This window comes from Enterobacter sp. RIT637 (assembly GCF_019718755.1).
Taxonomy (GTDB): domain Bacteria; phylum Pseudomonadota; class Gammaproteobacteria; order Enterobacterales; family Enterobacteriaceae; genus Enterobacter.
In genome coordinates this window covers 111,969-128,757 of sequence record NZ_JAIHAZ010000012.1, presented here as the reverse complement: position 1 = coordinate 128,757, position 16,789 = coordinate 111,969, and the positions used below count along the sequence as shown (strand labels likewise).

Here is a 16,789-nt window from a genome sequence, read left to right as displayed (position 1 = left end):
AACAAGCATGTTAGACAATGTTTTGAGAATTGCCACACGCCAAAGCCCACTTGCGCTCTGGCAGGCACATTATGTGAAGCAGCGCCTTGAAGCCTGCCATTCCGGATTGCGTGTCGAACTGGTGCCAATGGTGACGCGCGGTGACGTGATCCTTGATACGCCGCTGGCGAAGGTTGGCGGAAAAGGCTTGTTTGTCAAAGAGCTGGAAATGGCCTTGCTTGAGAACCGTGCTGACATCGCCGTGCACTCCATGAAGGATGTGCCCGTTGAATTCCCGGAAGGGCTGGGGCTCGTGACCATCTGCGAGCGTGAAGATCCGCGCGATGCGTTCGTCTCCAACCAGTATGATTCTCTTGACGCGTTGCCGGAGGGCAGCGTGGTTGGCACGTCCAGTTTACGCCGTCAGTGCCAGTTGGCTGAACGTCGCCCGGACCTGGTGATTCGCTCGCTGCGCGGAAACGTGGGTACGCGTCTGGGCAAGCTGGATAACGGCGATTACGATGCCATTATTCTCGCCGTTGCCGGTCTGAAGCGTCTGGGGCTGGAATCACGCATTCGCGTCGCATTGCCGCCAGAGCTGTCGCTGCCGGCCGTGGGCCAGGGTGCGGTAGGCATTGAGTGCCGTCTTGACGATGCGCGCACGCGCGAGCTGCTTGCGCCGCTGAACCATGACGAGACCGCCATCCGCGTAAAAGCCGAGCGTGCAATGAACACTCGCCTCGAAGGCGGCTGTCAGGTGCCGATTGGCAGCTATGCTGAATTAACCGACGGCGATCTGTGGCTGCGTGCGCTGGTTGGCGCACCGGACGGTTCACAGATGGTACGCGGCGAGCGTCGCGGCAAGCCGCAGGATGCCGAGCAGCTTGGCGTATCGCTGGCGGAAGAGTTGCTGGATAACGGTGCCCGCGAAATTCTGGCTGACGTTTATAATGGAGAACCCCCTGCATGAGTATTCTTGTCACCCGCCCTTCTCCCGCAGGAGAGCAATTAGTGAGCCGTCTGCGCGCACTGGGGCAGGTGGCCTGGAGTTTTCCGCTGATTGAATTCTCCCCCGGTCGGGAGCTGTCCATGCTCGTCGACCAGATGAATGCCCTGCAGGAAGGCGACCTGATCTTCGCGCTGTCGCAACATGCCGTGGAATTTGCCCATGCGCAGTTGCAACAGGCAGGGAGCGACTGGCCAACCGCTCCCGGCTATTTCGCTATCGGGCGAACAACCGCACTGGCCTTACATACCGTTAGCGGAACAGACGTTCGCTACCCGTTAGATCGGGAAATCAGCGAAGTCTTGCTACAATTACCTGAATTACAAACTATTGCCGGAAAACGTGCGCTCATTTTACGCGGTAACGGTGGACGTGAACTGTTGGGTGAAACGCTGCGGGAACGCGGGGCTAACGTCACGTTCTGCGAATGCTATCAGCGTTGTGCGAAACACTACGATGGCGCGGACGAGGCGATGCGCTGGCACATGCGCGGCATCGATACCCTGGTCGTAACCAGCGGTGAAATGCTGCAGCAGCTATGGTCGCTTATTCCACAATGGTATCGTGAGAACTGGTTACTCCACTGTCGGCTTCTGGTCGTCAGTGAGCGTCTGGCGAACCACGCCCGGGAACTGGGCTGGCAAGATATTCGGATCGCTGATAACGCCGACAACGATGCGCTGCTGCGCGCATTACAATAACTCTCAAATGGGAAGCCATAATGACGGAACACGAAAAATCCTCCGCCGTGGTTGAAGAGACCAGGGAGACTGTGGATACAACCCCACAGCCAGAGACGACAGAGAAAACCGCTGAGAAGAAAAACGGCAGCAACAAAACCAGCCTCGCGCTGAGCGCAATTGCCATCGCCATTGCCCTGGCGGCAGGCGTTGGCCTGTACGGTCTTGTTAAGCAACAAGGCTCTAACCAGACGGCCACCAGCGATGCGCTGGTCAATCAAATTACCGCCCTGCAAAAAGCGCAGGAGACGCAGAAAACCGAGCTGGAAGGCGTGATCAAACAGCAGGCCGCCGCGCTTGCCGATGCGAACAGCAAACGGGAAGAGTTGACCAAACAGCTGAGTGAAATGCAGGAGAAAGTCGCCACCATTTCCGGTACCGATGCCAAAACCTGGCTGCTCTCACAGGCCGATTTTCTGGTGAAACTGGCTGGACGTAAGCTCTGGAGCGATCAGGACGTTACTACTGCCGCCGCGCTGCTGAAAAGCGCCGACGCGAGCCTTGCAGACATGAACGACCCAAGCCTGATCGCCGCGCGCCGCGCCATTACCGAAGATATCGCCAGCCTGTCTGCGGTGTCGCAGGTGGATTACGACGGCATTATCCTCAAGGTGAACCAGCTCTCGAACCAGATTGATAACCTGCAGCTGGCGGATAACAACGACGACGACTCCCCGATGGATTCCGACGGTACCGAGCTTTCCAGCTCCCTGAGCGAATGGCGCATAAACCTGCAAAAAAGCTGGCAGAACTTTATGGACAGCTTCATCACCATCCGCCGCCGCGATGAAACCGCCGTGCCGCTGCTGGCGCCGAACCAGGATATCTACCTGCGCGAAAACATCCGCTCCCGCCTGCTGGTGGCGGCTCAGGCTGTACCGCGCCATCAGGAAGAGACCTACAAGCAGGCGCTGGATAACGTCTCAACGTGGGTGCGTGCGTATTACAACACTGATGATGCGACGACCACCGCCTTCCTGGAAGACATCGATAAGCTGAGCCAGCAAAACATCACCATGAACGTGCCGGATAAGCTGGAAAGCCAGCCGATTCTGGAGAAGCTGATGCAGACGCGCGTGCGTAACCTGCTGGCCCAGCCCGGCGTTCCGGCGGAAGGCGCGGCTGAGGCACCTGCCGCCGCGCCAGCGCCTGAAAGCGCGCCGCAAGGAGAGTAATGATGCTTAAAGTCCTCTTACTCTTTATCCTGCTGATTGCCGGGATCGTCCTGGGGCCGATGCTCGCGGGTCATCAAGGCTATGTGCTGATCCAGACTGATAACTACAACATTGAAACCAGCGTTACCGGCTTAGTGATTATCCTGGTCCTCGGCGTTGTAGTGCTGCTTGCTGTGGAATGGATCCTGCGCCGTATTTTCCGCACCGGGGCGCATACCCGCGGCTGGTTCGTTGGCCGTAAGCGCCGTCGTGCCCGTAAGCAAACGGAGCAAGCGCTGCTGAAACTGGCCGAAGGCGATTATCAGCAGGTTGAAAAGCTGATGTCGAAGAATGCCGATCACGCGGAACAGCCGGTGGTGAACTATCTGCTGGCCGCTGAAGCGGCACAGCAGCGCGGCGATGAAGCCCGTGCCAATCAGCATCTTGAGCGCGCGTCCGAGCTTTCGCCTAAAGATCCGATTCCGGTGGAGATCACCCGCGTTCGCCTGCAGCTGGCGCGGAACGAAAACCACGCGGCGCGCCACGGCGTTGACCGACTGCTGGAAATCACCCCACGCCATCCCGAAGTGCTGCGCCTTGCTGAACAGGCCTACATTCGTACCGGTGCCTGGGGTTCACTGCTGGACATCATTCCTTCGATGGCAAAAGCAGATGTCGGTGATGATGAACATCGTGACGAACTGCAGCGCATGGCGTGGATTGGGCTGATGGATCAGGCGCGCGCCGACCTGGGCAGCGACGGTCTGAAAACCTGGTGGAAAAACCAGAGCCGTAAAACGCGTCAGCAGGTTCCACTACAGGTAGCGATGGCGGAACATCTGATTGAATGTGACGATCATGACACCGCGCAGGAGATCCTCCTCGACGGTCTGAAGCGCCAGTACGACGACCGCCTGGTGATGGTGATCCCGCGCCTGAAAACCAATAATCCTGAGCAGATCGAAAAAGCGCTGCGCCAGCAGATCAAAACCGTGGGCGACCGCCCGCTGCTGTGGAGCACGCTCGGTCAGTCGCTGATGAAGCACGGCGAATGGCAGGAGGCGAGCCTCGCCTTCCGCGCGGCGCTGAAACAGCGTCCGGACGCGTTTGACTACGCCTGGCTTGCGGATTCACTGGATAAGCAGCATAAGCCGGAAGAGGCCGCCGCCATGCGGCGTGACGGGTTGCTGTTGACGTTGCAAAATAACGGTAACCAGCCGTAATTGAAATGGAGGCCTTGAGGCCTCCTTTTTTTATCTTCACTCTCCTGCTACATTCATTGCATCTTCCGCAGGAAACGAACCCGCCAATGTAACGATCGCTTTTCATTAACCCCTTTTTCGCACACGCGCATTTTGCAGCGTGGAGTAAAACGTTTTTGAAAGGAAATCGTCATGAATTCGCTTTTGTATGCGCTTATTGAAGCGCTGCGCTGCCACCGCTGGCTGCGCCTGCTTGCCTGCGCGTTTATCTTCTCTTCACTGGGGAATGGTTTGACCCAGGTTGTTGTTTTCGGCTTACTGTTGCAGTGGGCAGCACCACCGGTGCTGCTGACGCTCGCTTTTCTTTTTGCCACGGTGCCGGGATTCCTCGGCAGTATGATCGGCGAAAAATTGTGCTCTCGATTTTCCCCGTTGTCTTTGCTGATTCTGACTGAGGTACTGGGATTGCTCGCCCTGCTCTTTCCCTTTCTCGGCGTGCATTATCACAGCATACCCGCCCTGCTTGCCATGCAATCCGCTGAAGCATTATTGAGTGGGATCGGCTGGCCTGCGCTAACGTTGCTGTTCAAACGCGGCCTCAGTGATGCCGAGCTGCCTGCCGCAACCGTTCTGGAGAATCTGATATTTGCTTCTCAAGTCCTTTTGGGAACCGGACTTGGCGTCGTGCTTTTTCAGAAAATGCCGGTCGTCGGTTTGCTGGCAATCGATGCCGCCAGTTTTCTGGGATCGCTCTTGATGCTCCTGCTGGCGAGGCGAGAGTTTGCGGCACGGATAAAACCCTCTCCCACCGACGCTCACGCACTCGTCGCGCTACATTGGCAGAGGCTAACCCAGCGGCAAAAACGCTGTTTGCTCCTGCTGCCAGCGCTGGCTGCCGTAGGCTCACCCGCTATGGCGTTACTGCCCGCCCTGGCGCAGGAGATACAGCCTGAGAATGCGGCAGGTCTCGCGCTGCCCCTGCTTTTCGCCAGGAGCATGGGGCAGCTTTGCGGTCCAATGTTGCTCAAGAGAGACAGCCTGACGCGCGTCGCGACCCAACCTCTCCTGCTGATGGGCTACCTTGCTCTCTTTCTGGCTGCTTATGGGGTGCTTCCGCTGTTATCCGGCTGGGTTGTGCCCGCGCTGGGAATGATCTTCATTGCACATCTGGCGTCGAATATTGTGTTTGCGGCAGGTACGTTTGGGGTGCTTAGTAACTTTCAGATGGCCCAGATTTCATCAGCAAGCAGTAAAGCCTGGCGCTGGCAAACGCTTAGTGCTTCTCTCTTTACTGGCCTCGCAGCGATGGTAGCGACAGTGTTCGGGGCAGTTGAGGCGCTGTATATGGTCTCTGGCACCGCGCTGCTTTTCGTTACGCTGGTACTGAGGCGTTTCAGTGATTAAGACATAAAAAAACGCCTGCTATAAAAGCAGGCGTTAAAACAGGTCTGTAAGACAACATATTTGGTGCTTCACTCAACGTTGTGTCCATGGTGTTTGATGAGGCCGAAGCGACATCTGTCAGTGGACGATAAGCACCGTAAACGGCTCTGCGTCATTCCTGAGTTTATGAGGCACTAAGGCGAACATAAGAGATGGAATGAGCATCTACACGCATATTATTGCACGTTACATGCCAGGTTTACACGCAGAACTTTTACATTGCGCAACATTCTAAGATAAAAGGAAATTCTGCTGTTAAGAACCGCCTGAAGCCCGATAATGTACCGAGAAGAGATTCAACGTGTCGTCGGCAAGAGACAATAAAGCCGTCGAAATATTAAACTGTATACTTTCAAGGTGTTACGCGTCGCCAAATCGCGACAAAGGGGAAGTGTGTTGTTGGGGAATAACGACAGGGATAAAAACCGCAGAAAACAAAAAACCCCGCCGAAGCGGGGTTCAAAATTGGTCGGCGAGAGAGGATTCGAACCTCCGACCCACTGGTCCCAAACCAGTTGCGCTACCAAGCTGCGCTACTCGCCGATGTACTGCTTTTTTGAATTTTTAGTTCAATTCATTTAAAAAGTCGTGGTGCGAGGGGGGGGACTCGAACCCCCACATCCAAAGGACACTAACACCTGAAGCTAGCGCGTCTACCAATTCCGCCACCTTCGCAATTCACAACTCTTTCAAATAATGGGGTGGCTAATGGGATTCGAACCCACGACAACTGGAATCACAATCCAGGGCTCTACCAACTGAGCTATAGCCACCACTGTATTCTTAACTCACGCGGTACTGACTACTTCTCAGACCACCGCAGCTCCAGCACCGGGTAAATGGTGCGCCCGACAGGATTCGAACCTGAGACCTCTGCCTCCGGAGGGCAGCGCTCTATCCAGCTGAGCTACGGGCGCTTAGCGCCGTTGCGGGGCTGGATATTACGTACCTCCGTCCCCGCTGTCTAGTGCTTTTTTGAAAAAAATGCGCGTTTGGTTATGGTTTGCACATTTTGCCGCTTATTCCTCCACTTTATGCGTGGTGGCGCGGCGACCCAGGCCAAAAAGCTTATATGCAGCCGTTACAGCCGCAAGGAAGATCATCCCGACAAACAGCGACATGCGGGTATCTTCATTAAAGTACATGCCGATTAATACGCAAATCAGGAACGCCATCGTCAAATAGTTCGCGTACGGGAACAAAATGGAGCGGAACGGATGGCTTTCAATCGCCTTTTTGTGCGCATGACGGAAACGCAGCTGACTGATAAGGATAACAAACCACGGCACCATGCCCGGCAGCACGCTGGCGCTGTAGACGTAAACGAACACGCGCTGCGGATTCGGGATGATATAATTCAGACACGAACCAATCAGCAGAATCACGATCGATACTGCCACGCCCATCACCGGCACGCCCGCACGGGACACTTTCCCCATCGTCGCGGGCAGTTGGTTGTTTTTGGAAAGCGCGTAGAGCATGCGGCCACAGCTGTACATCCCGCTATTGCAGCCAGAGAGCGCCGCCGTCAGCACCACGAAGTTAATAATCCCTGCCGCCGCGGTAATACCAATCTTCGCGAAGGTTAAGACAAACGGGCTGCCGGTGGTGCCGATTTCGTTCCACGGGAAGATTGTCACGATAACGAAGATCGCGCCTACATAGAAAATCAGGATACGCCACAGCACTTTGCCCACCGCGCTACGCAGCGTGACCTGCGGGTTTTTCGCTTCACCGGCCGTAATGCCGATCAGCTCAACGCCCTGATAGGAGGCGACAACGATACAGAGCGCCGTCAGGAAGCCCTTCCAGCCGCCCGCGAAGAAGCCACCGTTCTCGGTCAGGTTACCGAAGCCAATCGCGTGCCCGCCGTTGCCGAAGCCAAAGAAAATAACCCCGAGACCCACGACAATCATCACGATAATGGTGGTGACTTTGATCATCGCGAACCAGAATTCAATTTCACCGTAGAGGCGAACGGCAGCAAGGTTCGCCAGCGCCACCAGCCCCACAGCGATGAGCGCGGGTATCCACTGGACCATGTCCGGGAACCAGAACTGCACGTAAACCCCTATCGCGGTGATTTCCGAGATGCCCACGGCCATCCACATAAACCAGTACGACCAGGCCGTAAGGTAGCCAAAGAACGGGCTCATATAGCGGTGCGCGTAAACGGCGAAAGAGCCGGTCACCGGCTCCAGGAAGAGCATTTCGCCCATTGAACGCATGATGAAGAAAACGAACAGCCCGGCGATGATGTACGCCAGTAATACGGAAGGACCAGCCCATTTGAGCGTACTTGCGGAGCCCATGAACAGGCCAACGCCGATGGTGCCGCCCAGCGCTATCAATTCAATATGTCGAGCTTCCAGCCCACGCTGTAGCTCCGGTTGTTTCTCTGCCATAAATCCTCGGTTGTGTCTGCTGTTTACCGGCTTAAGCCGGTTATTGTTTTTTAGGGGAACTAAAATACGGTGCGAATGGTTTCTTAAATTCTGCTAAATGGCAAACGATGCATTAAAAAAATGAATGCATTGCACAGATTAGCAGCAGTTTTGCAGGGGATTTGCAGCGCGAACAGCATATCGCGCTACATTTTGATTACATTTTACCGGTGTAGTGCCAGGCGAGATAGCGCAGCAGACGGATCTGTCGTTTGATACGCGTCGGTTGTGATAACAGACGATACAGCCATTCCAGGCCGAGGTTTTGCCAGACTTTCGGCGCGCGCTTAACGTGGCCGGTAAAGACGTCGTAGGTGCCACCAACGCCCATGTACAGGGCATCCGGGCAGACCAGACGGCAATCGCGCATCAGGATCTCCTGACGCGGCGAGCCCATCGCCACGGTAACAATTTTCGCCCCGCTGTCGCGCACGCGTTCAAACAGCGCCTGCCGATCTTCAGGTTTAAAATAACCGTCCTGGCTACCCACAATGTTAACATTCCACTGGCTACGCAGCTTCTGCTGCGTCTGTGCCAGCACGTCCGGCTTACCGCCGATCAGGAAGACCGGCGTGCCTTCTGCTCCCGCGCGCGCCATGAGCTGCTCCCAGAGATCGGCCCCCGCCACGCGTGAAACATTAGCGCCAGGATACTTTTTGCGGATAGAGCGCACGACGCTGATGCCGTCTGCGTACTTGAATTCGGCGGCGGTAATCAGGTCTTTCACTTCCGCGTTATCTTCAACCGCGAGCATTTTTTCCGCATTGATGGCCACCAGCGTGCCCGATTTCATCTGCCCGTCCGAGAACAGAAAATCCAGCGCGTGTTGCATATCACGCCAGCCAATAAGCTGTAGACCGCGCAGCGCATAGCGCGGCGCAGAAGTTGTGTCAGTCATTACAATCCCTACTCAGACTTGCGACAGCGTTGTGCTGCCCTGATGCTCGCGTCGGTGGACAAGCCCTGCGCTGTCAAACAGCCAGTACAACAGTTTTGCCAGTACCAGACACACACCGAAAACGACCATGAAGAACACCACGCGCGAGACGAACGAATCCAGCCCCTCGCGTGCCAGAACAATCATATTGAAAATGGCACCAAAGCAGAAACTGTGCAAAATAGCCGCCTTGTAGCGGTTGGTCTCTTCGTTACCGAGCGTGTAAAGCCAGTCGAACCATTTAATGATCAGCCCAACCGCAATCGCGCCCGGCAGGATAAACCACGCGCCGCCCATCACGACCAGCGAGCCAATCAGCGTTGGCGAGATCGCCAGGCCAGAATGGTTGTTCAGCACTTCCCAGGTAAAGTAGTTCGCCGTATTGAGCACCACGCCCGGACGGTCCGGCCACAGCCAGGTCGGAATAAAGACGTAGAAGTCGCGGGCAATGGGCGCTAACCCCTGGAAGTCGATCTTGTCGTAGTTTTGCAGCAGCAATGCCAGGTTTTCCCACGGCGAGAAGGTGTCGCGCGTAAGGTAGAGGAAGGTGTAAAACGCTTCGTCACCGGCAACGTTTAACCCGTAGCGCTTCAGCGCCAGCCAGAACATGCCCACAATGCCAAATACGCCTGCCGCCGCCAGCATCCACAGGGAGATCCACCCGCGAATAATGCCAATAAACAGGAAGATGGCGAAGGCGATAATGATGTTGGCGCGCGTTCCACCCACAATCATGTAGGTCAGGATGCCGAAGGCGACGGTACTCACCAGGAAAAACAGCCACGCCTTGCTGTCCTGACGCAGGAAAAAGACCACCAGCATCGCCGGAATGAAGAAGTAGAAGAAGCGCTTGAGCGCCACGCCTGACACTTCAGCAGAGAAAATCTGGCTGTAGGACTGGAGCTTAAACAGCAGGAAACCGTTGTGCATGAAGAAGATGCCCACGCTGACCAGCGCGATGGTCATCAGCATCACCCACGTCAGGTGCGTCTCCACCCGGTTCATGGTGAAAATCGGTCGCCGTGGCGCGGACGTTGTCGCTGAGCGCAAGCGCGTTTTATAGGTGACGTAGTAGACGGCATAGAAACAAGTTGCGGAGAGCAGCGCCTGCAGCAAAATTTCCGGCGGGGCAACGGCCACATCAAAACGGAAAACCAGAATACTGGTCAGCGGGAAGCCGAAGTAAAAGGTCAGCAAAAACAGCAGCGAGAAGAATACGTTGAAGTTAAAGCGGACGCGACGAAACTCAAACCAGGTGAGCGTGGCGATAAACAGCGTGCTCAGCAGCCAAACCACCAACAAGCCGCTAAATTGCAACTGGCTCATGCGTTGTCTCCTGCAGCGATACGCAGCGCGCGGTGCCACGGCGTGAGGTAGTTCGGGCTAAAGAAGTCGATGCTATTTTTATCCACCAGCGCCAGCTGACGCTGCGCTTCCCGCACTATATCGACGTCCAGCGTGTCCGAGGTAAACAGTACCGGAATATGCTGCTCGGTCATATCCTGCCAGAACGGGTTTTCGCGGTTCAGCACGCACGGGACGCCTGCCTGGATAAGCAGACATAAGGTACCAATCCCCTGCTGACGAGCAAAGATAAAATAACCCAGATCGCATTTTCTCAGGAGCGCGAGATAGTCATCAAATTCCAGCTTATCCTGCAGAATATTCACATGCTCAGCGCTAAATAACGCCAGCGCCTGCTCACGGACCTCAGCGATGTAGGCGTCGTTATTCGCCGGGTAGCCCATTGGCACTACCACGTTCACCGTATCGCCAAACTGCTGATGCACCGCCCGGAGCGCCGCAACATGCTCATTGCTGCGATCCCCGGAGTTCCCCACCAGAATCGTCAGTTTGCCCTCGCGCAGCGTATCGTTCGCCATGTTGTTCAGCGACGGGTTCATGCGGGTCGGGAAATAGAGCAGCTCACCGCGCACGTTCGGATGCCGTTCAGCAAAGTAGGTAAGATCGCCACGAGTAGCGAACACGCAGCCCACGCGGCCCTGGGCCATACGACGCAGCGGATAGAACAGGCGGAACTTCCAGCCGCGGGACACTTCATAGAGATCGGCGCCCCAGATATGCCAGCTACACTGGGAAGGTTTGATCCCGCCGCTCAGCAGAGCCAGCCACAGGCCCGTATTGAACTGCCCATGGAAGAAGAAGCGTTGTTCACGATCGGCTTTGGCCTTCGCGATGACCGCTTTCGCCAGCGCGACTTTATCTGGCCAGAAGGTGATGTTAAGCGCCGGACACGCCGCGCCCAGGCCATTGTCCTGACCTGCAACCATAAACTCGCGCGCATCAGGATTACCCGACGCCAGCTCATCGTTGAAGAACCGCAGTACGGTCTGGTTATGGTGTGGGATGTCCGACCCCAGGATGTGAATCAGTGCAGTCATGCGCGTTTACGCCAAAGTAAAAATACGCCGCAACAGGCAGCGAAATAAACGATATAAGTTGCCATATAGGCCTGAGCGGCCCCCAGCGCGCCGTGCGAAGGGATCAGCCAGTGAGAAAACGCCGTCAACAGCGCAAACTGACTAATCTCCGCCAGGATATACAACCGCAGCGAGGCTTTCGCAATCACCAGATAACCGAAAACGTAAGCGCCGACTTTCAACACATCGCCTACCAGCTGCCAGGCGAACAGATCGCGCATGGCGATAAACTTTGCCGAGAAGAGCAGCCAGATGGCGACATCACGTAATAACCAGACGGTAAAGCTGGCGGCCGCCACGGCAGGGAGCACAAAACGCAGTGAGCGGAAAATCTCGCGGGTAATATCCTTTTTTACGGTCAGCCGCGATAAGGTTGGCAGCAAATAGACGCTAAAGGAAGCCGTTATAAATTGGAGGTAGGCATCGGAAATGCTGCTCACGCCCTGCCAAATGCCGACTTCATCCCAACTGTAATGCGCGGCCAGCAGGTTTCGCATCATGACGTAGGCCACCGGAAGCGTCACCGAGGTGATGAGCGCCATCAGGGTAAATTTGCCTAACTGCCCCGCCAGCATCTTGTCCCACTGCGGTTTCAGGTAACGTAGCGGGATGACCCCTCTGCGCATCAGCATAAACGCCGCCGGAACGACAACCAGAGCAGGCACCAGCGCCAGCCCCAGCAGCGCGCCCTCATAGCCACCCAGGCGATAGCAGAAGTAATAAGCAATCACACCGATGACGCTTCCCAGGATCAGCGCCAGCGCATTGCCCGCCGCATCACGGAAGCCCTTCATCAGCGCCAGCAGCAGGTTGGCCCAGGCAATCCCCATCTGAACCAGCGCGACCAGGCGAACCAGCCCCTGATACTGGGTGTGTCCAAACAGCCCCTGACTAATCGGTGCCGCCGCCAGTAAAAACACAACGGCCAGCAGCGTGGAAAATCCCAGGACCATGGCCGAGGACGTTCCTACGACCGTGCGCAGTTTTTCCGCATCATCATGATGCTGAGCCACGTATTTGGTGACGCCGTTAAATATTCCCGCCCCGGCCAACACGCCGAGTACCGTAACCAACTGGCGGAAATTGCCCGCCAGCCCGACGCCCGACGGCCCGAATGAGACAGCCAGCAACTTGACGACCAGCAATCCGGCGCCAATTTTTACAAGCGTGGACGCAGCCGTCCACACCGATGCTTTTGCCAGAGACATATCAGCCGAAATAACTCAGAAGGGTATTGATCACCGTGCGTTGATTAACGGGTGCGAGGTTGTAGAACAGAGGCAGGCGAAGCAAACGCTCGCTCTCTTTGGTGGTGTAACGGTCTTCGCCCGCGAATACGCCAAAGGCTTCTCCAGCCGGACTGGAGTGCAGCGGGATGTAGTGGAATACTGCCAGAATTTCAGCCTCTTTCAGCCACGCAATCAGGCTGCTGCGATCGTCGTTATCGCGCAGCTTGATGTAAAACATATGGGCGTTGTGAACGCAGTCTGCCGGGATCGTCGGCAGTTCAATACGCCCGGCTTTCGCCAGCGGCTCCAGCGCGTCGTAGTAGGTTTGCCACAGGGACAGGCGCTGCAGATTAATACGCTCCGCCGCCTCCAGCTGCGCCCAAAGATATGCGGCCTGCAGATCGGCCATCAGGTAGCTTGAGCCGATATCGCGCCAGGTGTACTTGTCGACCTGACCACGGAAGAACTGGCTGCGGTTGGTGCCTTTTTCGCGGATCACCTCGGCACGCTCCACCAGCGCACGGTCGTTAATCAGCGTCGCCCCACCCTCACCGCCTGCGGTGTAGTTTTTGGTTTCGTGGAAGCTAAAGCAGCCGATGTGGCCGATCGTGCCCAGCGCGCGCCCTTTGTAGGTGGACATCACGCCCTGCGCGGCGTCTTCCACCACGAACAGGTTGTGCTTTTTGGCGATCGCCATAATCGTGTCCATTTCGCACGCCACGCCCGCATAGTGAACCGGGACAATCGCGCGCGTTTTGTCGGTGATCGCCGCTTCAATCAGCGTTTCGTCGATGTTCATGGTATCCGGACGGATATCTACAAAGACAATTTTCGCCCCGCGCAGGACAAACGCGTTCGCCGTAGAGACAAAGGTATAGCTCGGCATGATCACTTCATCGCCGGGCTGAATGTCCAGCAGCAGTGCGGCCATCTCCAGGGAGGCCGTACAGGATGGCGTCAGCAGCACTTTGGCGCTGTGAAAACGTTGCTCCATCCACTGCTGGCAGCGACGGGTAAAACCACCGTCACCGCAAAGCTTGCCGCTGCCCATGGCAGACTGCATATAGTCGAGTTCCGTTCCCACGACGGGTGGTGCGTTAAATGGAATCATCATATCACCTGTATAACCAGTAAGCGGTGGTGTCGACGTTGGCCCCACTCGCAATATAACGTTTAAGCGCGGCGGTGTTGCCCATCTGGGTCGCCACCCGCAGCGTCGATAACTGCTCCTGCTCCGCCCAGTGCAGCGCGGCCTGCATGAGTTTTTCACCCATGCCGCGTCCGGCGAGTAAGCCGATACGCGCGTCCTGCTCATTCAGCTTACGCAGCGAAACAAAGCCCTGAATCTGTCCATCCACCGCGCGGAAAACCAGACACACGTGGTCGAACGTGCCTTTTACCGCATTTTCAATCCACTGCGCATAAAAACGGCCGCTGTCTTCAGGCTTATACCAGGGAGCACGAAAGCGGCTTTGGGCAAAGGCCTGTGCCGCCATCTGGCGCAGCGCGGGAATGTCCTGCTCTGCTGCAATTTCTGCGCCTGCCGACGGGTGGCGGGAAACCGTTATGGAGAGATCAACCTCGCCTTCGACCAGCTGAAAACCATGTTGCTGCAGCGCATCCAGCAGATCGGCGCGGCCCGCCGGGATCTTCGCCTGCACGCGCGGCCAGGCCGCGAAGTCAGACGCCTGCAAAACAGGCGCATCTTCACGCAGACGAACAATCGCCGAAGGCCGGGCAAAAAAAGTGCTTTCCCACTCAAGGGATTCCAGCACGCCGTTGAGTTGACTCAACGCCACACGCCTTTGGTATCAACCACGTACTTCTGGGATACGTTCTTACCGGAGATCGCTTTGAACGCGTTGTGATCCACCAGCAGCACCAGCACATCCGCCGTCGCCAGCGCATCGTTTAGCGCGGTCAGCGTACAATGGCCCGCCAGCTTCGCTGGCAGCTCATGGATATTCGGCTCAACCACCAGCGTTTCACCGCTGTGCCAGCCTGCAATCATCTCAGCAATTTCCATCGCCGGGCTTTCGCGTAGATCGTCAATGTTCGGTTTAAAGGCCAGGCCAAAGCAGGCAATTTTCAGCTCGCTGGCGCGCTTGCCGCTTTCAGCCAGACAATCCGCCACCGTCGCTTTAACCTGATTGAGTACCCAGTGAGGTTTGCTGTCGTTAACTTCACGCGCGGTGCGGATCAGGCGCGCCTGATCGGGGTTCTGCGCCACGATGAACCAGGGATCGACGGCGATGCAGTGACCGCCCACGCCCGGACCCGGCTGGAGAATGTTGACGCGTGGGTGGCGATTCGCAAGGCTTATCAGCTCCCAGACGTTAATCCCCTGATCGGCGCAAATCAGTGACAGTTCGTTCGCGAAGGCGATGTTAACGTCGCGGAAGCTGTTTTCGGTCAGTTTGCACATCTCGGCGGTGCGGGAGTTGGTCACCACGCATTCGCCTTCCAGGAAAATCTTATACAACTCGCTGGCGCGCGCGGAACATACCGGCGTCATGCCGCCAATCACGCGGTCGTTTTTAATCAGCTCGACCATGACCTGCCCCGGCAGCACGCGCTCAGGACAGTAGGCGATGTTAATATCGGCCTGCTCACCCGCCTGCTGTGGGAAGGTTAAATCTGGACGGGCTTCTGCCAGCCACTGTGCCATCTGCTCGGTAGCACCGACCGGAGACGTGGACTCGAGGATCACCAGCGCCCCTTTTTTCAACACAGGCGCGATAGATTTTGCTGCCGCCTCGACGTAAACCATGTCGGGCTCATGATCGCCTTTAAATGGCGTCGGAACCGCAATCAGAAAGGCATCGGCGTCGACCGGCGTGGTGCTGGCGCGCAGGAATCCCCCGTCGACCGCCTTTTTCACCACGAGGTCAAGATCAGGCTCCACAATATGAATTTCGCCACGGTTAATGGTTTCCACCGCGCGCGCATTGATGTCGACGCCTACAACCTGCTTTTGACGAGAGGCAAAGGCCGCCGCAGTAGGCAGTCCAATGTAGCCAAGACCCACGACAGAGATGGTAGTAAAACTCATAGCGTTACCCGATTGTGTTTAAGTGCATGCAAAATACGACCACAAGACTGCCCATCACCATACGGGTTATGGGCGCGGCTCATCGCCTGATACTCTTCTTCATCGTGCAGCAGGCGCGTCACTTCGTCGACGATGCGTCGCATATCTGTGCCTACCAGACGTACCGTGCCCGCTTTTACCGCTTCCGGGCGCTCGGTGGTTTCACGCATTACCAGCACCGGTTTGCCGAGGGACGGCGCCTCTTCCTGAATCCCGCCGGAGTCGGTGAGGATCAGCCAGGCGTGGTTCATCAGCCAGACGAATGGCATATAGTCCTGCGGTTCGATCAGAAGGACATTGTCCACATGACCCAGAATACGGTTCACCGGCTCGCTGACGTTAGGGTTGAGGTGTACCGGATAGACAATCTGCACATCTTCATTCTGCGCGGCAATCTCAGCCAGCGCGTGGCAGATTTGCTCAAAGCCGCGACCGAAACTTTCGCGACGGTGGCCCGTCACCAGGATTGTTTTCTTGCCGTTATGCAGGAAAGGATAGCGCGCAGCGAGTTCTGCCTGCAGCTCGGTGTTCGCCAGCACGCGGTCACGTACCCAGATCAGCGCATCGATAACCGTATTCCCGGTGACAAAGATCTTATTGTCGGCAATATTTTCCCGCAGCAGGTTCTGACGCGAGTTTTCAGTTGGCGCAAAGTGGTACATCGCCAGATGTCCGGTGAGCGTGCGGTTGGCCTCTTCCGGCCAGGGCGAGTAAAGGTTGCCCGTGCGCAGGCCCGCTTCAACATGACCAACGGGAATGCGCTGATAGAATGCGGCCAGACTGGTCGCCACGGTGGTCGTGGTGTCGCCATGCACCAGCACCACATCAGGTTTGAAGGATTCCAGAATGGGCTTCAATTCTTGCAGAATACGGCAGGTGATCTCCGTCAACCCCTGCCCCGGTTTCATAATATTGAGATCATAATCCGGGACGATAGAAAAGAGAGTTAAGACCTGATCGAGCATCTCCCGGTGCTGGGCAGTTACGCATACTTTTGCTTCAATATCAGGATCTCTGGCCAGCGCATGAACCAGAGGCGCCATCTTGATGGCCTCCGGCCTGGTGCCAAATACGGTTAGTACTTTCACATCGATTCTCTTCGATTAGGCGATGAAGGCCGTAG

The 16,789-nt window shown here is 56.4% G+C and carries 14 protein-coding genes and 4 tRNA genes; 5 read left to right on the top strand and 13 right to left on the bottom strand.

Going from position 1 to position 16,789, the window contains the following annotated elements; genetic code table 11:
• Positions 1 to 7 precede the first annotated feature (7 nt).
• From hemC to K5E19_RS17050, 5 genes are all read left to right on the top strand, one after another.
• The gene (hemC, locus tag K5E19_RS17070; RefSeq protein ID WP_221552235.1) at positions 8 to 949 is read left to right on the top strand and encodes a hydroxymethylbilane synthase; all 942 of its coding nucleotides are present in this window, start codon (positions 8 to 10) and stop codon (positions 947 to 949) included.
• Positions 946 to 1,686, top strand: coding sequence for a uroporphyrinogen-III synthase (hemD, locus tag K5E19_RS17065; protein ID WP_221552234.1), 741 nt, complete (start codon positions 946 to 948; stop codon positions 1,684 to 1,686). The genes hemC and hemD overlap by 4 nt, the downstream gene beginning before the upstream one ends.
• 20 nt (positions 1,687 to 1,706) lie before the next feature.
• Entirely contained in the window at positions 1,707 to 2,900 is a 1,194-nt protein-coding gene (gene hemX, locus K5E19_RS17060) for a uroporphyrinogen-III C-methyltransferase (protein WP_221552233.1), read from the top strand.
• A 2-nt stretch (positions 2,901 to 2,902) separates the two neighbouring features.
• A complete protein-coding gene (hemY, locus tag K5E19_RS17055; protein WP_221552247.1) occupies positions 2,903 to 4,102 on the top strand; it encodes a protoheme IX biogenesis protein HemY in 1,200 nt (399 codons plus the stop codon).
• Positions 4,103 to 4,273: 171 nt separating this feature from the next.
• Entirely contained in the window at positions 4,274 to 5,485 is a 1,212-nt protein-coding gene (locus K5E19_RS17050; protein ID WP_221552232.1) for an MFS transporter, read from the top strand.
• Positions 5,486 to 5,990: 505 nt separating this feature from the next.
• Here the strand turns inward: K5E19_RS17050 and K5E19_RS17045 are convergent.
• From K5E19_RS17045 to wecB, 13 genes are all read right to left on the bottom strand, one after another.
• Positions 5,991 to 6,067: transfer RNA gene (locus K5E19_RS17045), tRNA-Pro, on the bottom strand.
• A 46-nt stretch (positions 6,068 to 6,113) separates the two neighbouring features.
• Positions 6,114 to 6,199 (bottom strand) — tRNA-Leu (locus K5E19_RS17040).
• A 22-nt stretch (positions 6,200 to 6,221) separates the two neighbouring features.
• A tRNA-His gene (locus K5E19_RS17035) sits at positions 6,222 to 6,297 on the bottom strand.
• Between the two features lie 67 nt (positions 6,298 to 6,364).
• Positions 6,365 to 6,441 (bottom strand) — tRNA-Arg (locus tag K5E19_RS17030).
• 102 nt (positions 6,442 to 6,543) lie between these two features.
• The gene (thrP, locus tag K5E19_RS17025) at positions 6,544 to 7,929 is read right to left on the bottom strand and encodes a bifunctional threonine/serine APC transporter ThrP (protein WP_221552231.1); all 1,386 of its coding nucleotides are present in this window, start codon (positions 7,927 to 7,929) and stop codon (positions 6,544 to 6,546) included.
• Positions 7,930 to 8,125: 196 nt separating this feature from the next.
• Positions 8,126 to 8,866, bottom strand: coding sequence for a lipopolysaccharide N-acetylmannosaminouronosyltransferase (gene wecG, locus K5E19_RS17020; protein ID WP_221552230.1), 741 nt, complete (start codon positions 8,864 to 8,866; stop codon positions 8,126 to 8,128).
• Positions 8,867 to 8,878: 12 nt separating this feature from the next.
• Complete coding sequence (wzyE, locus tag K5E19_RS17015; RefSeq protein ID WP_221552229.1) at positions 8,879 to 10,231, bottom strand: ECA oligosaccharide polymerase; 1,353 nt, start codon at positions 10,229 to 10,231, stop codon at positions 8,879 to 8,881.
• Positions 10,228 to 11,307, bottom strand: a complete 1,080-nt coding sequence (locus tag K5E19_RS17010) for a TDP-N-acetylfucosamine:lipid II N-acetylfucosaminyltransferase (RefSeq protein ID WP_221552228.1) — start codon at positions 11,305 to 11,307, stop codon at positions 10,228 to 10,230. Before K5E19_RS17010 ends, wzyE begins: the two co-directional genes overlap by 4 nt.
• Positions 11,304 to 12,554 (bottom strand): lipid III flippase WzxE, encoded by a 1,251-nt coding sequence (gene wzxE / locus K5E19_RS17005; RefSeq protein WP_010426338.1) that lies wholly within the window; start codon positions 12,552 to 12,554, stop codon positions 11,304 to 11,306. Before wzxE ends, K5E19_RS17010 begins: the two co-directional genes overlap by 4 nt.
• A gap of 1 nt (position 12,555) precedes the next feature.
• Positions 12,556 to 13,686, bottom strand: coding sequence for a dTDP-4-amino-4,6-dideoxygalactose transaminase (rffA, locus tag K5E19_RS17000; protein WP_042717731.1), 1,131 nt, complete (start codon positions 13,684 to 13,686; stop codon positions 12,556 to 12,558).
• A gap of 4 nt (positions 13,687 to 13,690) precedes the next feature.
• Positions 13,691 to 14,368: a dTDP-4-amino-4,6-dideoxy-D-galactose acyltransferase gene (rffC, locus tag K5E19_RS16995; protein ID WP_221552227.1), complete on the bottom strand. Its 678-nt coding sequence runs from the start codon at positions 14,366 to 14,368 to the stop codon at positions 13,691 to 13,693.
• Positions 14,365 to 15,627 (bottom strand): UDP-N-acetyl-D-mannosamine dehydrogenase, encoded by a 1,263-nt coding sequence (gene wecC, locus K5E19_RS16990; protein WP_221552226.1) that lies wholly within the window; start codon positions 15,625 to 15,627, stop codon positions 14,365 to 14,367. Before wecC ends, rffC begins: the two co-directional genes overlap by 4 nt.
• Complete coding sequence (gene wecB, locus K5E19_RS16985) at positions 15,624 to 16,754, bottom strand: non-hydrolyzing UDP-N-acetylglucosamine 2-epimerase (protein ID WP_221552225.1); 1,131 nt, start codon at positions 16,752 to 16,754, stop codon at positions 15,624 to 15,626. The genes wecC and wecB overlap by 4 nt, the downstream gene beginning before the upstream one ends.
• Positions 16,755 to 16,789 lie beyond the last annotated feature (35 nt).